This window comes from Aeromicrobium sp. YIM 150415 (assembly GCF_016918125.1).
Classification (GTDB): Bacteria; Actinomycetota; Actinomycetes; order Propionibacteriales; family Nocardioidaceae; genus Aeromicrobium; species Aeromicrobium piscarium.
The window spans coordinates 1-16924 of sequence record NZ_JAERWM010000012.1 but is presented as its reverse complement, the minus strand read 5'-3'; the positions used below and the strand labels follow the sequence as shown (position 1 = coordinate 16924).

The window sequence follows — 16924 nt, the reverse complement described above, 5'->3', positions numbered from 1 at the left end:
TCTACGATGAACTGACGCCTACGTAACTTACGCGCACGTCAGTTCAGGAGGCTGTGATGGGGCGTTCATGGTGGGGCTGGGGCACGACGGAGGATGCCCTGAGCCCGTCCGAGGCCGAGGTTCTGGCGGCGAATGTCGGCCAGCTGCTGCCGGGCGCCGACCTGACGGCACACGAGCCCCCGGATCCGCGCGCCATCGCCGTGCCGGCCTCGCGGGTCGAGCCTCCGGTGACCCTCGCGCACCTTTGCTCCGATGACCACGTCGACCGGCTGTCCCACGCGCACGGGCAGGCCTTCCGCGACGTCGTCCGAGCGCTGCTCGGACGATTCGACCACGTACCGGATCTGGTGGTGCGACCGCGCAGTGAGGCCGACGTGGCGGCTGTTCTCGATTGGTGCACCGATAGAGGGATCGCGGTTGTGCCGTTCGGCGGGGGCACGTCGGTGGTCGGCGGCGTCGAGCCACGCTTCGCTCACGATGCCGGAGTGGTGAGCCTCGACCTGCGGGAGATGTCGCGAGTGCTCGAGGTCGACGCCACCAGCCAGTCGGCGCTGATCGAGGCCGGTGCGCTCGGTCCCGAGCTCGAGAAGCAGCTGCGACCACACGGATACACCCTGCGCTTCTACCCACAGTCCTTCGAGTTCTCGACCCTCGGCGGCTGGATCGCGACCCGAGCCGGCGGCCACTTCGCCACCGGACCGACCCATATCGACGATCTCGTCGAGTCCGTCCGCACGGTCACGCCGAGCGGCACGATGGAGTCGCGGCGGCTGCCGGGATCGGGAGCGGGACCCTCGCCGGACCGGCTGATCCTCGGCTCCGAGGGAGCGCTCGGCATCGTGACGCGCGCGTGGATGCGGATCCGAGAACGCCCGCGCTGGCGTGCTGCTGCCACCGTGTCCTTCACCGAGGAGAATGCCGGCGTGCGGGCCGTGCGCACGATCGCCCAGTCCGGCCTGCAGCCGGCGAACTGCCGCTTCCTCGATCCGGTCGAGGCGGCGATCAACGCGGGCGCCTCGTCGGCGATCCTCGTGCTGGGCTTCGAGTCCGCCGATCATCCGCTGGAGCCATGGATGGAGCGTGCGGTCGAGATTTGCCGGGACGAGGGTGGCGTCCTCGCCGAGCAGCCCCGCTACACCGACAGCGCGGACGAGGTGGCTCGCAGCGGAGCCTCGGATGCCTGGCGCTCGGCCTTCCTGCGCATGCCCTACCAGCGCGATGCGCTGGCGGCGCGGTCGATGATCGTGGAGACCTTCGAGACCGCGTGCACGTGGGAGCGCTACGACGAGCTGCGCGCGGGCGTCACGGCAGCCGCGGAGGAGGCGATGCGCTCCCTGGGCATGCCTGGCGTGGTCACCTGCCGGTTCACGCACGTCTATCCCGACGGTCCGGCACCCTATTTCGGGGTCTACGCCGCCGGCACCTGGGGTAGCACGGTCGCGCAGTGGGACGAGATCAAGGTCGCGGTCAGTGAGGCGATCAACAGGGCGGGTGGCACGATCACGCACCATCACGCGGTCGGCCGCGACCACCGACCCTGGTACGACCGCCAGCGTCCCGATCTGTTCGCGGCGGCTTTGTCCGGGGCGAAGCGGGAGCTCGACCCGGCCGGCATCCTCAACCCCGGCATTCTCCTCGGCTGACGACCGTCCACCCCGGTCACATCTGGGAAGAAGCGGCGAATGCTCCTAGAGTTGGTCCATGGAGCAGGCGGAGCTTCAGGCGAGGCGTGTGCGGGCGATGCGCGCCTGGACGTCCTTCGTCGAGCAGGGCGATGCCGCCGAAGACCTGGTCCGGCCGGAGATCCTGAGCAGCTGGCGACGCTCCGAGCAGGCCGATGTCGAGCGGATCGGCGAAGCGCCCTTGGCCGACGAAGGCGAGGCGCTGGCGTACTGGCGTGAATCCCCTCTACAGGCCGCGGTCGAGCGGATCGAGGCCGAACTTCGCCGGACGGCGGAGGACGGCGACCTCGTCGTCGCCGTCACGGATCCCGAGAGCCGGATCCTCTGGACGTACGGCGGGCGGGTCATGCGGCGCAAGGCCGAGAGCGTCAACTTCGTGCCGGCGGGTCGCTGGGACGACAGATCCGCCGGCACCAATGCGCTCGATCTGGCCAATCGGCTCGGCGTGCCGAGCATGGTCTTCAGCGCCGAGCACTATGCGCCGATGGTGCACAACTGGGTGTGCTGGGCGGCCCCGGTGCGCGATCCGGTCACGGGGGAGCAGCTCGGGGTCGTCGATCTCTCGACGACCTGGGACCGGACCCATCCGATCGGTCTCGCCACGGCGCGGGTGCTCGCCCGGCTCGTCGAGTCGGCGCTCCCCGTGCGGGGTGCCCCTGCCGCCGCGGACGAAGCGGAGCTCGGGGAGCCGGGACTGGATCTCACGCTGCTCGGCGCGGTGGAGGTGCGGCTCGACGGAGCACGGCTGCTGCTCAGCCGGAGGCAGACCGAGATCCTCGCCCTGCTCGCGCTCCACCCCGACGGCCTGAGCCTCGATCAGTTGCATGCCCTGCTCTACGGCGATGCCGCGGTCACCCTCTCCACCTTGAAGGTCGAGGTCTCGCATCTGCGCAGTGCCCTCTCCGGACAGCTGGCATCGCGCCCCTATCGACTGATGATGCCGGTGCAGACCGATGTCGAGACCGTGCTCGATCTGCTCCGGGCCGGGCGGGTCAGCGAGGCGGTCCACGCCTATCGCGGCGACCTGATGCCCGGCACGGAGTCCCCGGTGCTGATGGAGTTGGGAGAGGTCGTCGCGGTGGCGATACGTGAGGCGTTGCTGGCCGATCCGAATCCGGCGGCCGTTGTGCGCTACAGCGAGCTCGTCCCGCACGACAGCGAGGTCATCGAGGCGGGGCTGAGGGCCATGGGCTCGGACCCCCATCCCAGTCGCGCCCTGCTGAAGGCCCGTCTCGCGGTCGCCCGGTCACGTCATCTGGGGTGAGCGACCGCCCCGGCCCGCGACAGGGTGGCGCAGCGAGTGGTGCAATTCTGCCCGCGAGTGGTGCAGATTCGCCCCGGCAAGCGCCGGCACCATGGCGAATTCGCACCACTCGCGAGCCTGGGGGCGGACGGGTGAGTGGACGGGGCGGGTGACTAAGGGCTCCCTGGCCAACCGTTCGCCAACCTGCCCGCGCCTAGTGTGAGGTCCATCACACTGACGACGCTCAGGAGCCGCCCCATGACCAGGATCACGATGACCGTCGACGGAGCCACGGTCAGCGACGATGTCGCCCCCCGCACCCTGCTGGTGCATTACCTGCGCGAGACCCTCGGCAAGACCGGCACCGTGGTGGGCTGTGACACCAGCAACTGCGGCGCCTGCACCGTCCACCTCGACGGGCAGAGCGTGAAGTCCTGCAATGTGCTCGCCGTGCAGGCCGACGGGGGCGAGGTCACCACCATCGAAGGGCTCGCCAGCGACGGCGAGCTCCATCCCATGCAGCGCGCCTTCCACGAGTGCCACGCCCTGCAGTGCGGGTACTGCACGCCGGGCATGATCATGCAGTCGGTCGACCTCCTCGCCCAGAATCCAGACCCCAGCGAGGAGCAGATCCGAATCGGCCTCGAGGGCAATCTGTGCCGCTGCACCGGCTATCAGAACATCGTCCAAGCCGTGCGTACCGCGGCGAAGGAGGTGCGATCATGACCGCCGTCGAGGAGGCCCCCGTCGCTGAGATCGGCCGCGACCGCCGCCGGAAGGAAGACCAGCGCCTGATCACCGGGCGCACCCGCTGGACCGACAACATCACGTTGCCGGGCATGCTGCACGTGGCGATGGTGCGCAGCCCCTTCGCGCACGCCAGGATCGTCGGTATCGACACCAGCGAGGCGGCGTCCTCGCCCAATGTGACCGCCGTGTTCACCGGGGCGGACTTCGGTGAGGAGCTGGGCGCCTGCATCAATGCCTGGCCGATCACGCCCGAGCAGGTCACCCCGGCGCATTCACCGATGCCGGCTGACCGCGTCGCCTTCGCCGGGGAGATCGTCGCGGTCGTGGTCGCCAGGACGGCGACGGCGGCACGCGACGCCGCCGAGCTCGTCGACGTCGACTACGAGGAGCTGCCGGCGGCGCTCGACCTCAAGGAGGCCGCGACCGCCGACGAGACCGGCGGGCCTCTCGCCCACCCCGACCTCGGCACCAATAAGTCGGCGCTCTGGATCTTCGACTCCGCCGCTGCTGGAACCGGTGGCGATGTCGAGGAGGCCATCGCCAAGGCCCGTACGGACGGTGTCGTCGTCGAACGGGAGTTCCGGCAGCAGCGGTTGATCCCGGCCTTCATGGAGCCGCGCTCGGTCGTCGTCGATCCGACCGGTGAACAGCTCACGATGTGGTCCGCCACACAGATCCCGCACATCGTGCGCTTCGCGCTCGCCGCCACCACGGGTGTGCCGGAGTCCAAGATCCGGGTGATCGCGCCGGACGTCGGCGGCGGCTTCGGCGGCAAGCTGCAGACCACGCCGGAGGAGTGGGTCGTCTGGGCGCTGGCCCGCCGGCTCGGCAAGCCGGTCAAGTACACCGAGACCCGGTCCGAATCGCTGGTGGCCGGCCACCACGGCCGCGACCAGTGGCAGAAGCTCACGCTCAGCGCCGAGAAGGACGGTACCGTCACCGGGCTGAAGGTCGAGCTGCTCGCCGATCTCGGCGCCTATGTCGCCGTCGTCGGCGGTGGCGTGCCGGTGCTCGGGGCGTTCATGTTCAACGCGATCTACAAGTTCCCGGCGTACCACTTCGCCTGCCAGACCGTGCTCACCAACAAGACCTGGACCGATGCCTATCGTGGTGCCGGCCGTCCCGAGGCGACCTTCGGCATCGAACGGATGATGGACGAGCTCGCCGCCGAACTGGGTGCCGATCCGCTGGAGGTGCGCGAGAAGAACTGGATCAAGCACGAGGAGTTCCCGTTCACTACCGTCGCCGGCCTGGAATACGACTCCGGCAATTACGAGGCTGCTACCGAGCTCGCCAAGGAGAAGTTCGGCTACGACGAGTTGCGCGCCGAGCAGCGCCGCCGCCGCGAGAGCGGCGATCCGGTCCAGCTCGGCATCGGCATCTCCACCTTCACCGAGATGTGCGGTCTCGCACCGTCGCGGGTGCTGGGATCGCTCGACTACGGTGCCGGCGGTTGGGAGCACGCCTCCGTGCGCATGCTCGCCACGGGGACGGTCGAGGTGATCACCGGGGCCTCGGCCCACGGGCAGGGCCACGAGACGGCGTTCAGCCAGATCGTCGCCGACCGGCTCGGGGTCCCGTTCGAGGCCGTCGAGGTGCTGCACGGGGACACGCAGATCGCCGCCAAGGGGCTGGACACCTACGGGTCCCGGTCGCTGGTGGTCGGCGGCGAAGCGTTGGTCCGGGCCTCCGACAAGGTGATCGCGAAGGCCAAACTGGTCGCCGCGCACCTGCTGGAGGCCTCGGTCGACGATATCGAGTTCACCGCCGGCCGCTTCAACGTCCGCGGCACCGGTCAGGGCATGGCGATCGGGGAGATCGCCGCCGCGGTCTTCGCCGCACACGATCTCCCGGAGGACATGGAGCCGTCGCTGGATTCCGATGCCACCTACGACCCCATCAATTTCAGCTATCCACACGGCACGCACCTGTGCGCGATGGAGGTCGACACCGAGACCGGCGCCGTCCGGATGCGCAAGTACACCTGCGTCGACGATGTCGGCACGGTGATCAACCCGCTGATCGTCGCCGGACAGGTGCACGGCGGTCTGGTCCAGGGCATCGCGCAGGCGCTCTGGGAGGAGGCCGTCTACGACGATGCCGGCACGCTGGTCAGCGGCTCCTTTGTGGACTATCTGCTGCCGACCGCGGCCGACACGATCGACTTCGATCTCGGCCACACGGTGACGCCCTCGCTGACCAACTCGCTCGGCACCAAGGGCGTCGGCGAGGCCGGCACGATCGCCTCGACTCCCGCCGTGGTCAACGCGGTCGTCGACGCGGTGCGGCATCTGGGCGTGGACGACATCCGGATGCCCTGCACACCGCAGCGGGTGTGGAAAGCGATCCAAGCGGCCGGCGTGACGGAAGGAGCGACACGATGATTCCCGCCGACTTCGACTATCTGGCCCCCACCACGCTCGACGAGGCGGTCGCCGCCCTCGCCGAGCACGGTGACGATGCCAAGATCATCGCCGGGGGGCAGAGCCTGCTCCCGGTGCTGCGGATGCGACTCAACGCCCCCGAGGTGCTCATCGACGTGGGCCGTATCGAGGGCCTGCGCGGCATCCGCGATGACGGAGACGCCCTCGTGATCGGCGCGACGACGACACATCACACGGTCAGTGGCGATCCACTGGTCCGGGAGCACGCGGGGTTGATCGCCAAGGCCATCGAGCATCTCGCCGACGCGCAGGTGCGTCATCGAGGGACCTTCGGCGGGGCGCTCTCCCATGCTGATCCGGCCGGCGATCTGGGCGCTCCGGTGCTCGCGCTCGGTGCGGAGTTCCTCGTCGTCGGGCCCGGTGGTCGCCGCACGATCGCCGCGGACGACTTCTTCGACGACTTCTTCACCACGTCGATGGCCGATGACGAGCTGCTGGTCGAGGTGCGGATCCCCAAGTACACGGGCTGGGGCGCCCACTACGAGAAGTTCGTACGGGTGGCGCATCAGTGGCCGATCGTCGCGGTGGCGGCGGCGGTGCGCACCGATGGTGGAACGATCGCCGAGGCGCGCGTCGGGCTGACCAATATGGACGTGACTCCGGTGCGGGCGAGGGCGGTCGAGGAGGCGCTGGTCGGGCTGCCCGCTACCGATGAGGCAGTGCGGCAGGCGGCGGCCATCGCGGCCGATGGCACCAATCCGCCGACGGACCTGAACGGGGATGCCGACTATCGCCGGCACCTGGCCGCGGTGCTCACCCGGCGCGCGGTGCTGGCGGCGGCGGAGGTCTGAGATGGCGATGCAGCTGACCCATGAGTTCACGGTCCCGGCCACCGTCGACGAGACCTGGACGGCCCTCAATGACATCGAGTCCGTGGCGCAGTGCTTCCCGGGGGCGACCGTCGCCTCAGCCGATGAGAACGGCTTCGAGGGCTCGGTCAAGGTCAAGCTCGGTCCGATCGCGCTCGTCTACAACGGCTCGGGGACCTTCGTGGAGAAGGACGAGACCGCGCATCGCATGACGATCGAGGCGAAGGGCAAGGACAAACGCGGCAACGGCACGGCGGGGGCCGATGTCGTGGCCACGCTCAACGAGGACCCCGATGGCACCCGGGTGCGGGTGGAGACCGAGTTGTCGATCACCGGCAAGCCGGCGCAGTTCGGACGGGGCATGATCCAGGACGTCAGCGACAAGCTGCTCGATCAGTTCGTCGACTGTCTAAAGACCAAGCTCGGTCCAGCCGCCGCCGCGAGCGTCGAGGACGCGGAGCACACGGAGGAGATCCCCCAGCCGACGGCGGCGACCTCCTCGGCATCGACGGCGACATCGTCGTCGGCTTCGGCCGGGCAGGAGGACGAACCCCTCGACCTCGGCAGCACGCTGCTGCCGGCCTTGGTGAAGGCTTACGGCAAGCCCCTCGCGATCGGCGCCGGCGTCGTCATCCTGTTCCTCCTCTGGCGTCGCCTCCGGCGGGACTGATGACGATGCGTTGTGGTCGTCATGGCGACCACAACGCATCGTCACCGGTCCCGCGTCGAGCGTGACCGACCCAGCGCCGCGGTGGCCGCGACGGCTACGGTGTTCCCAACGCGCCCGTCCGACTCGACGCCCGGGGGCAGAACGGAGAACCGACATCGTGAAGCGACTGCTGCTGGTCAACGGACCCAATCTGAACCTGCTCGGGACGCGCGAGCCGCAGATCTACGGCCACGAGACCCTCGATGACGTCGTCGCCCTCGCCGAGCGCGTCGCTGCCGAGGAGGGCCTGGAACTCCGTGCCGTCCAGAGCAATCACGAGGGCGCGCTGATCGACGCGATCCACGAGGCCCGCACCGACTGCGGCGGCATCGTCATCAACCCCGGCGGACTCACGCATACCTCGGTGGTCCTGCGTGACGCGCTGACGGGCGTCGGACTGCCGGTCGCGGAGGTGCATGTGTCGAATGTGCACGCTCGCGAGGAGTTCCGGCACCATTCCTTCGTGTCCGGTATCGCGAGCTGCGTCATCGCCGGTGCGGGTATCCAGGGCTACGAGTTCGCGATCCGTCGCCTCGCCCGCGTGATGGGCGAGACGCCGACGCCGGCCTAGCTGCCTGTGGCGGGGCACGAAGGATGTGACTCTGTGGCTGCCGGGGCAACCACAGAAACACATCCTCCCGTGGGTGAGAACGAAGGATGTGATGTCACGGCGGTCAGGGCAACCGCGGAATCACATCCTTCGTCCCACGTGCGGGGTGAGCGCCCGCGGCGCTCGTGAGCTGAGCGGGTTCAGCCCTCGGGGTTCTCGAGGTCGATGGTCGGCACGCACACGCTGGTCTCCTGGCCGGCCTCGATCTCGGTGGGCGCGTCGGCGCGGAGGTCCTGGTAGCCGGACCCGAGGATGACCGTCACGGCATCCTCGGTATCGATATCGGGTTCGGCGAACTCGACATCTCCGTTGAACTGGCTCGCGACCAGCTGGACCGTCGGATCCTCCTGGTTGTCGGTGAGGATGGCGACATTGGCGGGCGAGACGTCGCTGCCGCTGTTGCCGATCCGTCCGCCGAGGAAGCCTCGGTCCTCGAGGTTGATGCGGACCCGGTTGGCGAGGCCGGCGGTCTCACCGGCATTGAAGATGTCGACGGTGATCATGCTGCTCTGCACCAGATCGCCCACGGCGATGGCCTGCGTCTCGCATGTGGCGATGTCATCGGAGTCCGCCCCGGTCGGCGCGAGCAGGAGCTGGGTGCCGAGGGCCGCTCCGCCGACGAAGACGACGGCGGTGCCCGCGAGGACGAGGGTCTGCTGGAGCCGGTTCACGACTTCTTGCCTCCGGGGGAGTAGACACGCGCGTGCAGCATGGTGCGCTGTTGGAGGGCGGCGCGGAGTGCGCGGTGCAGGCCGTCCTCGAGGAACATCTCGCCGCGCCAACTCACGACGTGGGCGAACAGGTCACCGAAGTAGGTGGAGTCCTCGTCCAGGAGCGTGGCGAGGTCGAGTTCCTTCTTGGTGGTGGTGAGATCGTCGAGACGGACCTGGGTCGGCGAGATCTGAGCCCAGTCGCTCTGGGTCAGGTGGTGTTCGGGGTAGGGCCGACCGTCCCCCACGCGTCGGAAGATCACGCCGTCAGTCTAGGTGACCGGGCAGGCAGGTCGTGTGACGCACGCTGGGAGGATGGCCGCATGGACGACGGACTCGAGTTGTTGACGGGACCTCCGGAGCTGGAGGAGTACCTGCGGTTGCGGGCCGCATCCGGGCTCTCGCCCAAACGACCTGACCAAGGGGATGCCGTGCTGACCGGCAGCTGGTCGTTCTGTCATGTCCGCGACGCGGCCTCGGGTGAGGCGGTCGCGATGGGTCGGACGATCGGCGACGGCGGCTGGTACTTCCATCTCGCCGATATCGCCACCGATCCGCGATTCCAGCGCCGCGGTCTCGGTCGTCGTGTGGTGGGGTGGCTGCTCGACGACATCGTCGCCCGGGCTCCGCGTGACGCCTATGTGACGCTGCTGGCCGATGCGCCGGGACGGCGCCTGTACGAGTCGCTCGGATTCGTGCCCTCGGCGCCCGCCAGCGTCGGGATGGTGTGGCGTCCGGAGACATAAGGACCCCTCGCGCACCCGGCAGGGACCACTGACCCTTGCTGCATTCCTGCCCTGGGGGAGTTGGGTGATGTGCCGCCACGCGAGGGGCTGACGCCCATCATACGTGCCGGGATCCAGTCGCGTCCGTGGGGCCGATTCGAGGGTCTCGCCCCGGCCCCGGTACGATCGTCGGCGGAGGATTCGCATAGTGGCCTAGTGCGCTCGCTTGGAAAGCGGGTTGAGTGAAAGCTCTCAGGGGTTCGAATCCCCTATCCTCCGCTGCAACGCAAGAAGCCGTGCTAACGCACGGCTTCTTGTCGTTTGCTGGTGTGGTTGGTTCGTGGGCGGGCGGAGGCTTGCCTCCGCCGCAACACAAGAAGCCAGCGCGACTGTCGTCAACTCGAGGGTCGCGCTGGTTTCTTCGTTATCGGGGTGTTGAGGGGGCGTTCGGCAGCTGATGAAACGGCCCGGGGCGCCGGGAACTTCTCGTCTCATACATCAGGAGCCGCACACGCACCGGCGGCTGCGGATGCGTTCGCGGCGCGCGCTGACCGAACGAGCGACACTGGAACCGGCCCGGCGATCTTCCGAGAGAGGTATCCATGTCCCAGCGCATCCTGCACGTGGTGACCAATGTGGGGCACTACGACGACCCTTCTCATCCCACCGGCCTGTGGCTGTCGGAGCTGACCCATGCCTGGGAGGTGTTCGAGGAGCAGGGCTACGAGCAGTCGATCGTCAGTCCGGCCGGTGGTGTCTCCCCGCTGGAACCGCGGTCCTTGAAGTTCCCCAATGACGACAAGACCGCGAAGGCCTGGCGCGCCGATCCGGCCAAGATGGCGCTGTTGGAGAACACGCGGAGTCCTGAGGAGGTCGACTCCGCCGACTACGATGCCATCTACTTCACCGGCGGTCACGCCGTGATGTACGACTTTCCGGACAGCGACGGCCTCCAGCGGATCACGCGCGAGCTCTTCGAGCGCGGGGCGGTCGTCTCCTCGGTCTGCCACGGTTACTGCGGTCTGCTCAACACGCGACTGTCCGACGGCTCTCATCTGATCGCGGGGCGTGCGATGACCGGTTTCGCTTGGCGTGAGGAGATCCTCGCGCGCGTCGACAAGCTCGTGCCCTATAACGCGGAGGACGAGTCCAGGAAACGCGGTGCCCGCTATGAGAAGGGCCTGCTGCCGTTCGCTCCGTACACGGTCGTCGACGGCACGCTCGTGACCGGTCAGAATCCCGGTTCGGCCAAGGCGACGGCGAAGAAGGTCGTGGCGGTGCTCCGGGCGATCGCGTAGATCCTCCGGGATCGCGATGTGAGATGCGTAACCTTCGGCCGGGCGCGTCGTTGAGACGGTCACTAGTCCGTTCTCGTACAAAGGCACACATATGAGGTATCTCGGATCCGGCCTGGTGGCCGCGAGCCTCGGTGCGGCGCTCGTCCTCGCGCCGCTCCCCGCAACGGCAGACGATGCCGTCGCCTACTCGTCGTACGCCGAGTCGCAGTTCCTGGCCGGCAAGAACGCCCTCGGCGAGCTGGTGAACATCGTCGGCGACGGGGTCGAGGAGAAGGGAGCCTCCTCGCAATTCCCCGAGGGAGGCGAGCAGTTCACCGAGAGCCCGCTGCAGGCCCTCGACCGTCTGACGGTCCCCGTCGGTGACACGCTGCTGGACAGCGAGATCGGCGCGGTGGGCTCGTACGCGCAGACAGGTGCCGCGGGCCTGGCGTATGCGGCCAGCGGAGCCGTCACGAAGGACGGCATCATCCACGTCGGCGGAGGATCGCAGCCCGCGACCAGTAACGCCACTCTCGCCTTGTCGGGTGGGGCGCTCGAGCCGCTGACCGAGTACATCGCCGACCTGCGTCTCGATCTCGGAGCGGTCACCTCGCAGGCCCGCTATGAGAACGCCAGCAGCGAGCTCTCGCGCGGTTACTCCCTCGCCGGTTCCCGGCTCGTGCTCGAGGTGCCTGCGCTCGCGGCGCTCTCGAACGGCCTCGGTGCGGGCGAGGCGCAGATCCCCGAGAATCTGGAGATCAGCGGCACCGCCCTCTGCAGCACCCTCCTGGGCATCCTGCGGCTTCCCGATACGGCCTGCGCCGACCTGCCCGACCTCGGCAAGATCGAGGTGTCCGGGCTGAATGCGATCAGCGAGGGCATCGAGGCCACGACCGACAGCGGGATCTCCTTCGACCTGTCCACGGGTTCGATCATCGTGGACCTGGAGACGCTGCTGAAGAGCCTCGGCATGGACCTCAACAACCTGCCGGAGAACACCGACCTGCTGAACACGATCCTCCCGGCGCTCGCCGAGAAGCTTCCCGAGCTGGTGGGACAGCTGGTGACCACGGTCGAGAACCTGGTCGGCCAGCTCACGGTGACGGTCACCGCCCCCGGCGGCTCGCCCGTGGAGCTGCCGCTGGATCAGCTCACCGGACCGCTGGCCGACGCGCTCGGTCTGCTCAGTGAGAACCTCGAGAACGCGCTCGAGCAACTCGCCTCCCCGCTCGCGAATGCGCTCGATCAGCTCACTGAGGCGCTCGCGAGTATCGCTCAGATCCTCGTCAACGTCCCGAACGAGTACGCCGCCCGCTACAACGGGGACGTTCAGCTCAGCGACCACGCCGCGTCGATCTCGGCACTGCGGGTCAAGCTGCTCGCCGTGACCGGCGACGAGGGACAGCTCGCCGATCTGCTGCTCGGCAACAGCCTCGTCGACACCGCTGCCACTCAGGTCCCGGTGTGCACGACGGACTGCGACGGTGGCGATGGCGGACCCGGCGGCGACGACGGAGCCGGTCCCGGTGGGCTACTGCCGAGGACGGGCGCCGAGTTGCTCGCTCCGGTCTTCTTCGGCGGGCTCGTGCTGTTGGGCATCGGCTACCTCCTCGTCGGACGTCGAGGCGATGAAGACGAGGATCCGCTCGCGCTGAGCTGATCCTTCACCGGGCGAAGGGCCGCACCTCGGGGGTGTGCGGCCCTTCGCCATGTCCGGGCGTCGTCAAGCCCGGCGAGCCGTCGCGGGGCGGCCAGAACCGCCGTTCCCGCCCGCTCCTTCGTCCGGAAACAGTGGGCGTTTTGTCAAGCAGGCAGGAGATGGCCCGACCATCGTCTCCACGGCCGGCACTTCACCGCAGGTGTCTCGTACCACATCGCCTGGTATCGGCGCTCCGACCTCCGTTTCGGGTTAGGGTGATCGGGATCTGCTGTTCGAACGGTGACGATCGCGTCGCCTCCCTGGGGGTCGGGTTGTGAGGACTATCCATCGACTGCACCGGAACCACTGGTTCTCGGCATGCGGGGCTCTGCTCCTCGCCCTCGCGGTGGTGGCCGCGGGACTGGTCTCGATCGCGGTCGCGCCCGCCGCCTCGGCGGCGACCGCCACGACCTGCTCGACCGCCGACGAGGGCTCGGGGCGCTATGCCTCCACGCTGTGCTGGCTCGACTTCTCCGGCTATAACGCGGCAGAGGCATCGAGTCCCGCCGGACAGGAGATGTCCGTCGCGCTGCCCGGCGGCTCCACGCTGACCTTCACGGTGAAGGCCTCCGGTGGCGCGGTCGCGGGCGCAGGCTTCCCGACCTACTCGGGTGCCTACCTCGGCAACGGCTCGTACACGGGAGTCGACGGCCGTCCGGCCCTGTACCAGACCGGCGACCGCACCACTACGGACATCGTCCTGAGCGATATCCGGCTGACCACCCCCTCGGGCGAGCCGTCCAATGCCTTCTCCCTGGTCGGCGCCGATGCCGAGAGCACCGACGCGAGGGAGTCGATCACCTGGCGCTCCTCGAACCCGATCTACTCCCTGACCGCCGACGGCGCCGATCCCGGCATCGGCAATGCGTGCAGCCAGGCGTACACCGGCCTCGGTACGCGCGAGGTCGTCTGCTCGTCGAACAGCGTCTCCAACAAGACCGGCACGCCGATCGTCGCCAGCCAGGCGCCCGACACCTTCAGCCAGCGGATGGTCGGCGGCGGCCGCCAGGCCGTGGCCTTCGGCGTGCTGCTGTCGCAGGTGGAGTTGAACAAGCAGGTCGACTCGCGGTTCGGTGGTGATGCCTTCGAGATCGCCATCGACGACGAGGACGGCGCCCGGCTGTACGACGCTGCGACCGGTGCGACCGGCACGTCGGCCACCACCGAGGAGCAGACCATCATCGGCACCGATCGCGGTGCCACCTTCACCTTCTCCGAGACCGCCACCAGCGGATCTCTGGACCGGTACGACATCAGCTGGGCATGTACGCGCAACGGTGAGGCGGATTCGACTCTCCCGAACGGACGGGGTGCGGGAGCCTCCGCCGGGGTCCACGTCGGCATCGGCGACTTCGTCTCGTGCACGATCACCAACTCGACCAAGCCCACCAGCCTGCAGCTGCAGAAGATCGCGGGCGATCCCGAGGACGTCAACGGCAATGGCATCGCCGATGCCGGCGACCGGATCGGCTACACCTTCGAGGTCACCAACACCGGCCAGCTGCCGCTCACGGATGTCACGGTCGACGACCCCAAGGTCGGTGCGGTCACCTGCTCGGCCGGTGAGCTCGCGCCGGGCGCCTCGGTGACGTGCTCGGCCGACGCGCCCTATACGGCGACCGCCGATGATCAGGCGGACGGCGCGGTCGTGAACACGGCGACCGCCGCGGGCGACATCGTCGGCACCGAGGACTCGGTCACCTCCAACGAGTCGTCCACGCGGACGCCGCTGACCACTCCCGCACCGGGCATCGAGCTGGTCAAGGTGGCGACGCCGCACAGCGAGGCCGACTATGTAGTGGGGCAGCCGATCACCTATCACTTCGTGGTGACCAACACCGGCAATGTCCCCCTCGACCCGGTCGCCGTGGAGGAGACCTCCTTCAGCGGCTCGGGTGATCTCTCGTCCATCGAGTGCCCGGACACCCGGCTGGCGGCCGACCGCTCGATGACCTGTACTGCCACGTATACGCTGACGCAGGAGGATATCGACGCCGGACGCGTCACCAACTCCGCGCTGGCCACCGGGACCCCGGTCGGCGGCGGGGACCCGGTGACGAGCGACTCCGACGAGGAGATCCCCGGCGTCGAGGAGCCGGTCCTGGGCCTGGAGAAGTCCGCCACGCCGAACTCGGCCCGCGATGCCGGCACGGTCATCGAGTACACCTTCCACCTGACCAATCGCGGCAATGTCACGTTGACCGATCCGTCGGTGGCGGAGACGGTGTTCACCGGCTCGGGCGGCGCGCCGGCGATCACCTGCCCGCAGGTCGAGCTGGCGCCGGGGGCATCGGTCGACTGCACCGCCAGCTACCCGCTCACTCAGGCCGATGTCGACACGGGCCAGGTCGACAACACGGCACGTGCCTCCGCCGTCACCACCAATGCCACTCCGGTGGAGTCGAACGACTCGTCGGCGGTCGTCACGATCCCGCGGGCCAGCGGCCTGACCCTGGCGAAGTCCTCGCCGGTGGAGTCCTACTCCGAGGTCGGCCAACAGGTCACCTACGAGTTCGTGGTGACCAATACCGGCAATGTGTCGATGAACGATGTCGCGGTCGACGAGGTGGCCTTCAGCGGATCCGGCGAGCTGTCGGACGTGACGTGCTCGTCCACGACTCTCGCCGGTGGACAGCCGATGACCTGCACCGCGACCTATACGGTCACCCAGGCGGATCTGGACGCCGGCCAGCTCGACAACGTGGCGACGGCCGCCGGCACACCCGGCGGGGCGACCGATCGCACGGTCACACCGCCGAGTGAGGTCGTCATCCCCGCGGAGCAGAGCGCGGCGCTGAGTCTGCTCAAGTCCGCCGACCCGACCGAGGCATCGATCGGCGATGAGATCCAGTACACCTTCCGGGTCACCAACGAGGGCAATGTCTCGGTGGTGAACCCGCAGGTCGAGGAGACCGCGTTCACCGGGTCCGGTGACCTCAGCGACACCCTCTGCCCGCAGGTGGTGTTGGCCCCCGGCGACTCGGTCGACTGCACGGCGAGCTACGAGGTGACCGCGGCGGACGGCGCTGCCGGGCTCGTCGACAACACCGCCGTCGCGTCCGCCCAGCCGCCGGCCGGGCTGGACCGCCCGAGCTCGAACGAGTCCTCCGCCCGGGTCCGCGTCATGAACCCGGCCATCGCGCTGGAGAAGACCGCCGACAAGGACGGTCTGACCGTCGGCGACACCATCACCTACTCCTTCCGCGTCACCAACACCGGCAATGTGCCGCTGGAGGACGTGACGGTCAGCGAGGACGCGTTCTCCGGGGCCGGTGAGCTCTCGGACGTCGTCTGCCCCGGCGGGGCAGCCTCCCTGGCGCCCGGTGCGTCCGTGACCTGTACGGCCACCTACGAGGTGACGCAGGCCGATGTCGATGCCGGCGCGATCGACAACACCGCCACGGCGCAGGGGACGCCTCCCGGCGGCGAGCCGGTGGTCTCCGATCCCGACAGCGTCGAGATCACGCAGGAGCCCACGGCCGGTCTGGATCTGGTCAAGACCGCGGATCCGGACCGGGTCACGCGGGCGGGCCAGGTCGTCACCTATTCCTTCCGGCTGACCAATACCGGCACCGTGACGCTCACCGATGTCTCCGTCGAGGAGCAGGAGTTCAACGGCCACGGCGAGCTCTCGGCGATCACCTGCCCGGAGGAGGCGGCGTCGCTGGCTCCCGGTGCCTCGGTGACCTGTACCGCGACCTACACCGTCGTGGCGCGCGATCTGACCGGCGAGCCGCTGACGAATGTGGCCACGGGCACCGGCATCGTGCCGCCCGGCACGCCGATCGAGTCGGACAGGTCGAAGGTCGACATCTCCACCGCGGACAAGAGCGACGACCTGCCGGGTACCGGTACCCAGGTCGGTCTTTTCGCGGTGCTGGGCGCTCTGGCTCTGCTGGTCCTCGGCCTGGTGGTACTGCTCCTCGCCCGCCGCAACCGCCACTGATCCCGGCCCTGCCCGGGCGGTGAGCTATCACGCACTTCGAGGCGGCGGTCTCAATCGGTCGAAGCAACATCTTTGATGAGGAGTTGTTGTGAGGCATTCGGTGCAGACGCGTCGGCGGTTCTATGAGTTGGTGTGTTTAGAGGGTTATGGTCTGTCGTCTGCGGCGTTTGCGGTTGGGGCGGGGATGGGGTCTTCGACGAGGTGGTGGCGGCAGGCTTTCGGTATGGATATCGAGGTCAGCAAGGGTGTTCATGGGGGACCACGGATCGGTGTTGCGCGTGATGTCGATGTCAGTGATGGGCGGGTCCGGTCGCGGCGGG

Annotated in this window: 13 protein-coding genes, 1 tRNA gene and 1 other RNA gene; 12 read left to right on the top strand and 3 right to left on the bottom strand. The window is 68.6% G+C overall.

Translation table 11 applies throughout. The features are described 5' to 3' along the window. Positions 1-56: 56 nt before the first annotated feature. The 7 genes from JL108_RS09385 to aroQ all read left to right on the top strand — a co-directional run bounded on the left by JL108_RS09385 (position 57) and on the right by aroQ (position 8208). The gene (locus JL108_RS09385; RefSeq protein ID WP_205198051.1) at positions 57-1643 is read left to right on the top strand and encodes an FAD-binding oxidoreductase; all 1587 of its coding nucleotides are present in this window, start codon (positions 57-59) and stop codon (positions 1641-1643) included. A 58-nt stretch (positions 1644-1701) separates the two neighbouring features. After that, complete coding sequence (locus tag JL108_RS09380) at positions 1702-2946, top strand: transcriptional regulator (protein WP_205198050.1); 1245 nt, start codon at positions 1702-1704, stop codon at positions 2944-2946. A gap of 237 nt (positions 2947-3183) precedes the next feature. Then, on the top strand, positions 3184-3651 hold the full coding sequence (locus JL108_RS09375) for a (2Fe-2S)-binding protein (RefSeq protein WP_205198049.1): 468 nt from the start codon (positions 3184-3186) through the stop codon (positions 3649-3651). Then, the gene (locus JL108_RS09370; protein ID WP_205198048.1) at positions 3648-6059 is read left to right on the top strand and encodes a xanthine dehydrogenase family protein molybdopterin-binding subunit; all 2412 of its coding nucleotides are present in this window, start codon (positions 3648-3650) and stop codon (positions 6057-6059) included. Before JL108_RS09375 ends, JL108_RS09370 begins: the two co-directional genes overlap by 4 nt. Then, positions 6056-6910, top strand: a complete 855-nt coding sequence (locus JL108_RS09365; RefSeq protein WP_205198047.1) for a xanthine dehydrogenase family protein subunit M — start codon at positions 6056-6058, stop codon at positions 6908-6910. The genes JL108_RS09370 and JL108_RS09365 overlap by 4 nt, the downstream gene beginning before the upstream one ends. Position 6911: 1 nt before the next feature. Continuing rightward, the gene (locus tag JL108_RS09360) at positions 6912-7598 is read left to right on the top strand and encodes an SRPBCC family protein (RefSeq protein WP_240190871.1); all 687 of its coding nucleotides are present in this window, start codon (positions 6912-6914) and stop codon (positions 7596-7598) included. Positions 7599-7755: 157 nt separating this feature from the next. Beyond that, a complete protein-coding gene (gene aroQ, locus JL108_RS09355) occupies positions 7756-8208 on the top strand; it encodes a type II 3-dehydroquinate dehydratase (protein ID WP_205198046.1) in 453 nt (150 codons plus the stop codon). Between the two features lie 179 nt (positions 8209-8387). Here aroQ and JL108_RS09350 read toward each other — a convergent pair whose 3' ends face one another. Both JL108_RS09350 and JL108_RS09345 read right to left on the bottom strand, forming a co-directional pair. Continuing rightward, on the bottom strand, positions 8388-8918 hold the full coding sequence (locus JL108_RS09350) for a LytR C-terminal domain-containing protein (protein WP_143912798.1): 531 nt from the start codon (positions 8916-8918) through the stop codon (positions 8388-8390). After that, positions 8915-9220 carry a type II toxin-antitoxin system VapB family antitoxin gene (locus tag JL108_RS09345; protein WP_087622207.1) on the bottom strand — a complete coding sequence of 102 codons (306 nt, stop codon included), beginning with the start codon at positions 9218-9220 and terminating at the stop codon, positions 8915-8917. The genes JL108_RS09350 and JL108_RS09345 overlap by 4 nt, the downstream gene beginning before the upstream one ends. A 60-nt stretch (positions 9221-9280) precedes the next feature. Here JL108_RS09345 and JL108_RS09340 point away from each other — a divergent pair, with 60 nt between their 5' ends. Beyond that, complete coding sequence (locus JL108_RS09340) at positions 9281-9703, top strand: GNAT family N-acetyltransferase (RefSeq protein ID WP_205198045.1); 423 nt, start codon at positions 9281-9283, stop codon at positions 9701-9703. On the opposite strand, the gene ffs is transcribed toward JL108_RS09340, so the two are convergent. Then, positions 9699-9795, bottom strand: an RNA gene (gene ffs, locus JL108_RS09335) — signal recognition particle sRNA small type. The genes JL108_RS09340 and ffs overlap by 5 nt on opposite strands. 81 nt (positions 9796-9876) lie before the next feature. Here ffs and JL108_RS09330 point away from each other — a divergent pair. The 4 genes from JL108_RS09330 (at position 9877) to JL108_RS09315 (ending at position 16604) form a co-directional block, all read left to right on the top strand. Next, positions 9877-9961 (top strand) — tRNA-Ser (locus JL108_RS09330). A gap of 323 nt (positions 9962-10284) precedes the next feature. Continuing rightward, a complete protein-coding gene (locus tag JL108_RS09325) occupies positions 10285-10980 on the top strand; it encodes a type 1 glutamine amidotransferase domain-containing protein (RefSeq protein ID WP_205198044.1) in 696 nt (231 codons plus the stop codon). A gap of 91 nt (positions 10981-11071) precedes the next feature. Next, entirely contained in the window at positions 11072-12619 is a 1548-nt protein-coding gene (locus tag JL108_RS09320) for a choice-of-anchor G family protein (protein WP_205198043.1), read from the top strand. Between the two features lie 313 nt (positions 12620-12932). Then, positions 12933-16604, top strand: coding sequence for a CshA/CshB family fibrillar adhesin-related protein (locus tag JL108_RS09315; protein WP_205198042.1), 3672 nt, complete (start codon positions 12933-12935; stop codon positions 16602-16604). Positions 16605-16924 lie beyond the last annotated feature (320 nt).

Bases quoted from the DNA above. Each gene is read 5' to 3' on its own strand.
- JL108_RS09385 (WP_205198051.1), top strand. From the start codon at position 57: ATGGGGCGTTCATGGTGGGGCTGGGGCACGACGGAGGATGCCCTGAGC.
- JL108_RS09380 (WP_205198050.1), top strand. From the start codon at position 1,702: ATGGAGCAGGCGGAGCTTCAGGCGAGGCGTGTGCGGGCGATGCGCGCC.
- JL108_RS09375 (WP_205198049.1), top strand. From the start codon at position 3,184: ATGACCAGGATCACGATGACCGTCGACGGAGCCACGGTCAGCGACGAT.
- JL108_RS09370 (WP_205198048.1), top strand. From the start codon at position 3,648: ATGACCGCCGTCGAGGAGGCCCCCGTCGCTGAGATCGGCCGCGACCGC.
- JL108_RS09365 (WP_205198047.1), top strand. From the start codon at position 6,056: ATGATTCCCGCCGACTTCGACTATCTGGCCCCCACCACGCTCGACGAG.
- JL108_RS09360 (WP_240190871.1), top strand. From the start codon at position 6,912: ATGGCGATGCAGCTGACCCATGAGTTCACGGTCCCGGCCACCGTCGAC.
- JL108_RS09340 (WP_205198045.1), top strand. From the start codon at position 9,281: ATGGACGACGGACTCGAGTTGTTGACGGGACCTCCGGAGCTGGAGGAG.
- JL108_RS09325 (WP_205198044.1), top strand. From the start codon at position 10,285: ATGTCCCAGCGCATCCTGCACGTGGTGACCAATGTGGGGCACTACGAC.
- JL108_RS09320 (WP_205198043.1), top strand. From the start codon at position 11,072: ATGAGGTATCTCGGATCCGGCCTGGTGGCCGCGAGCCTCGGTGCGGCG.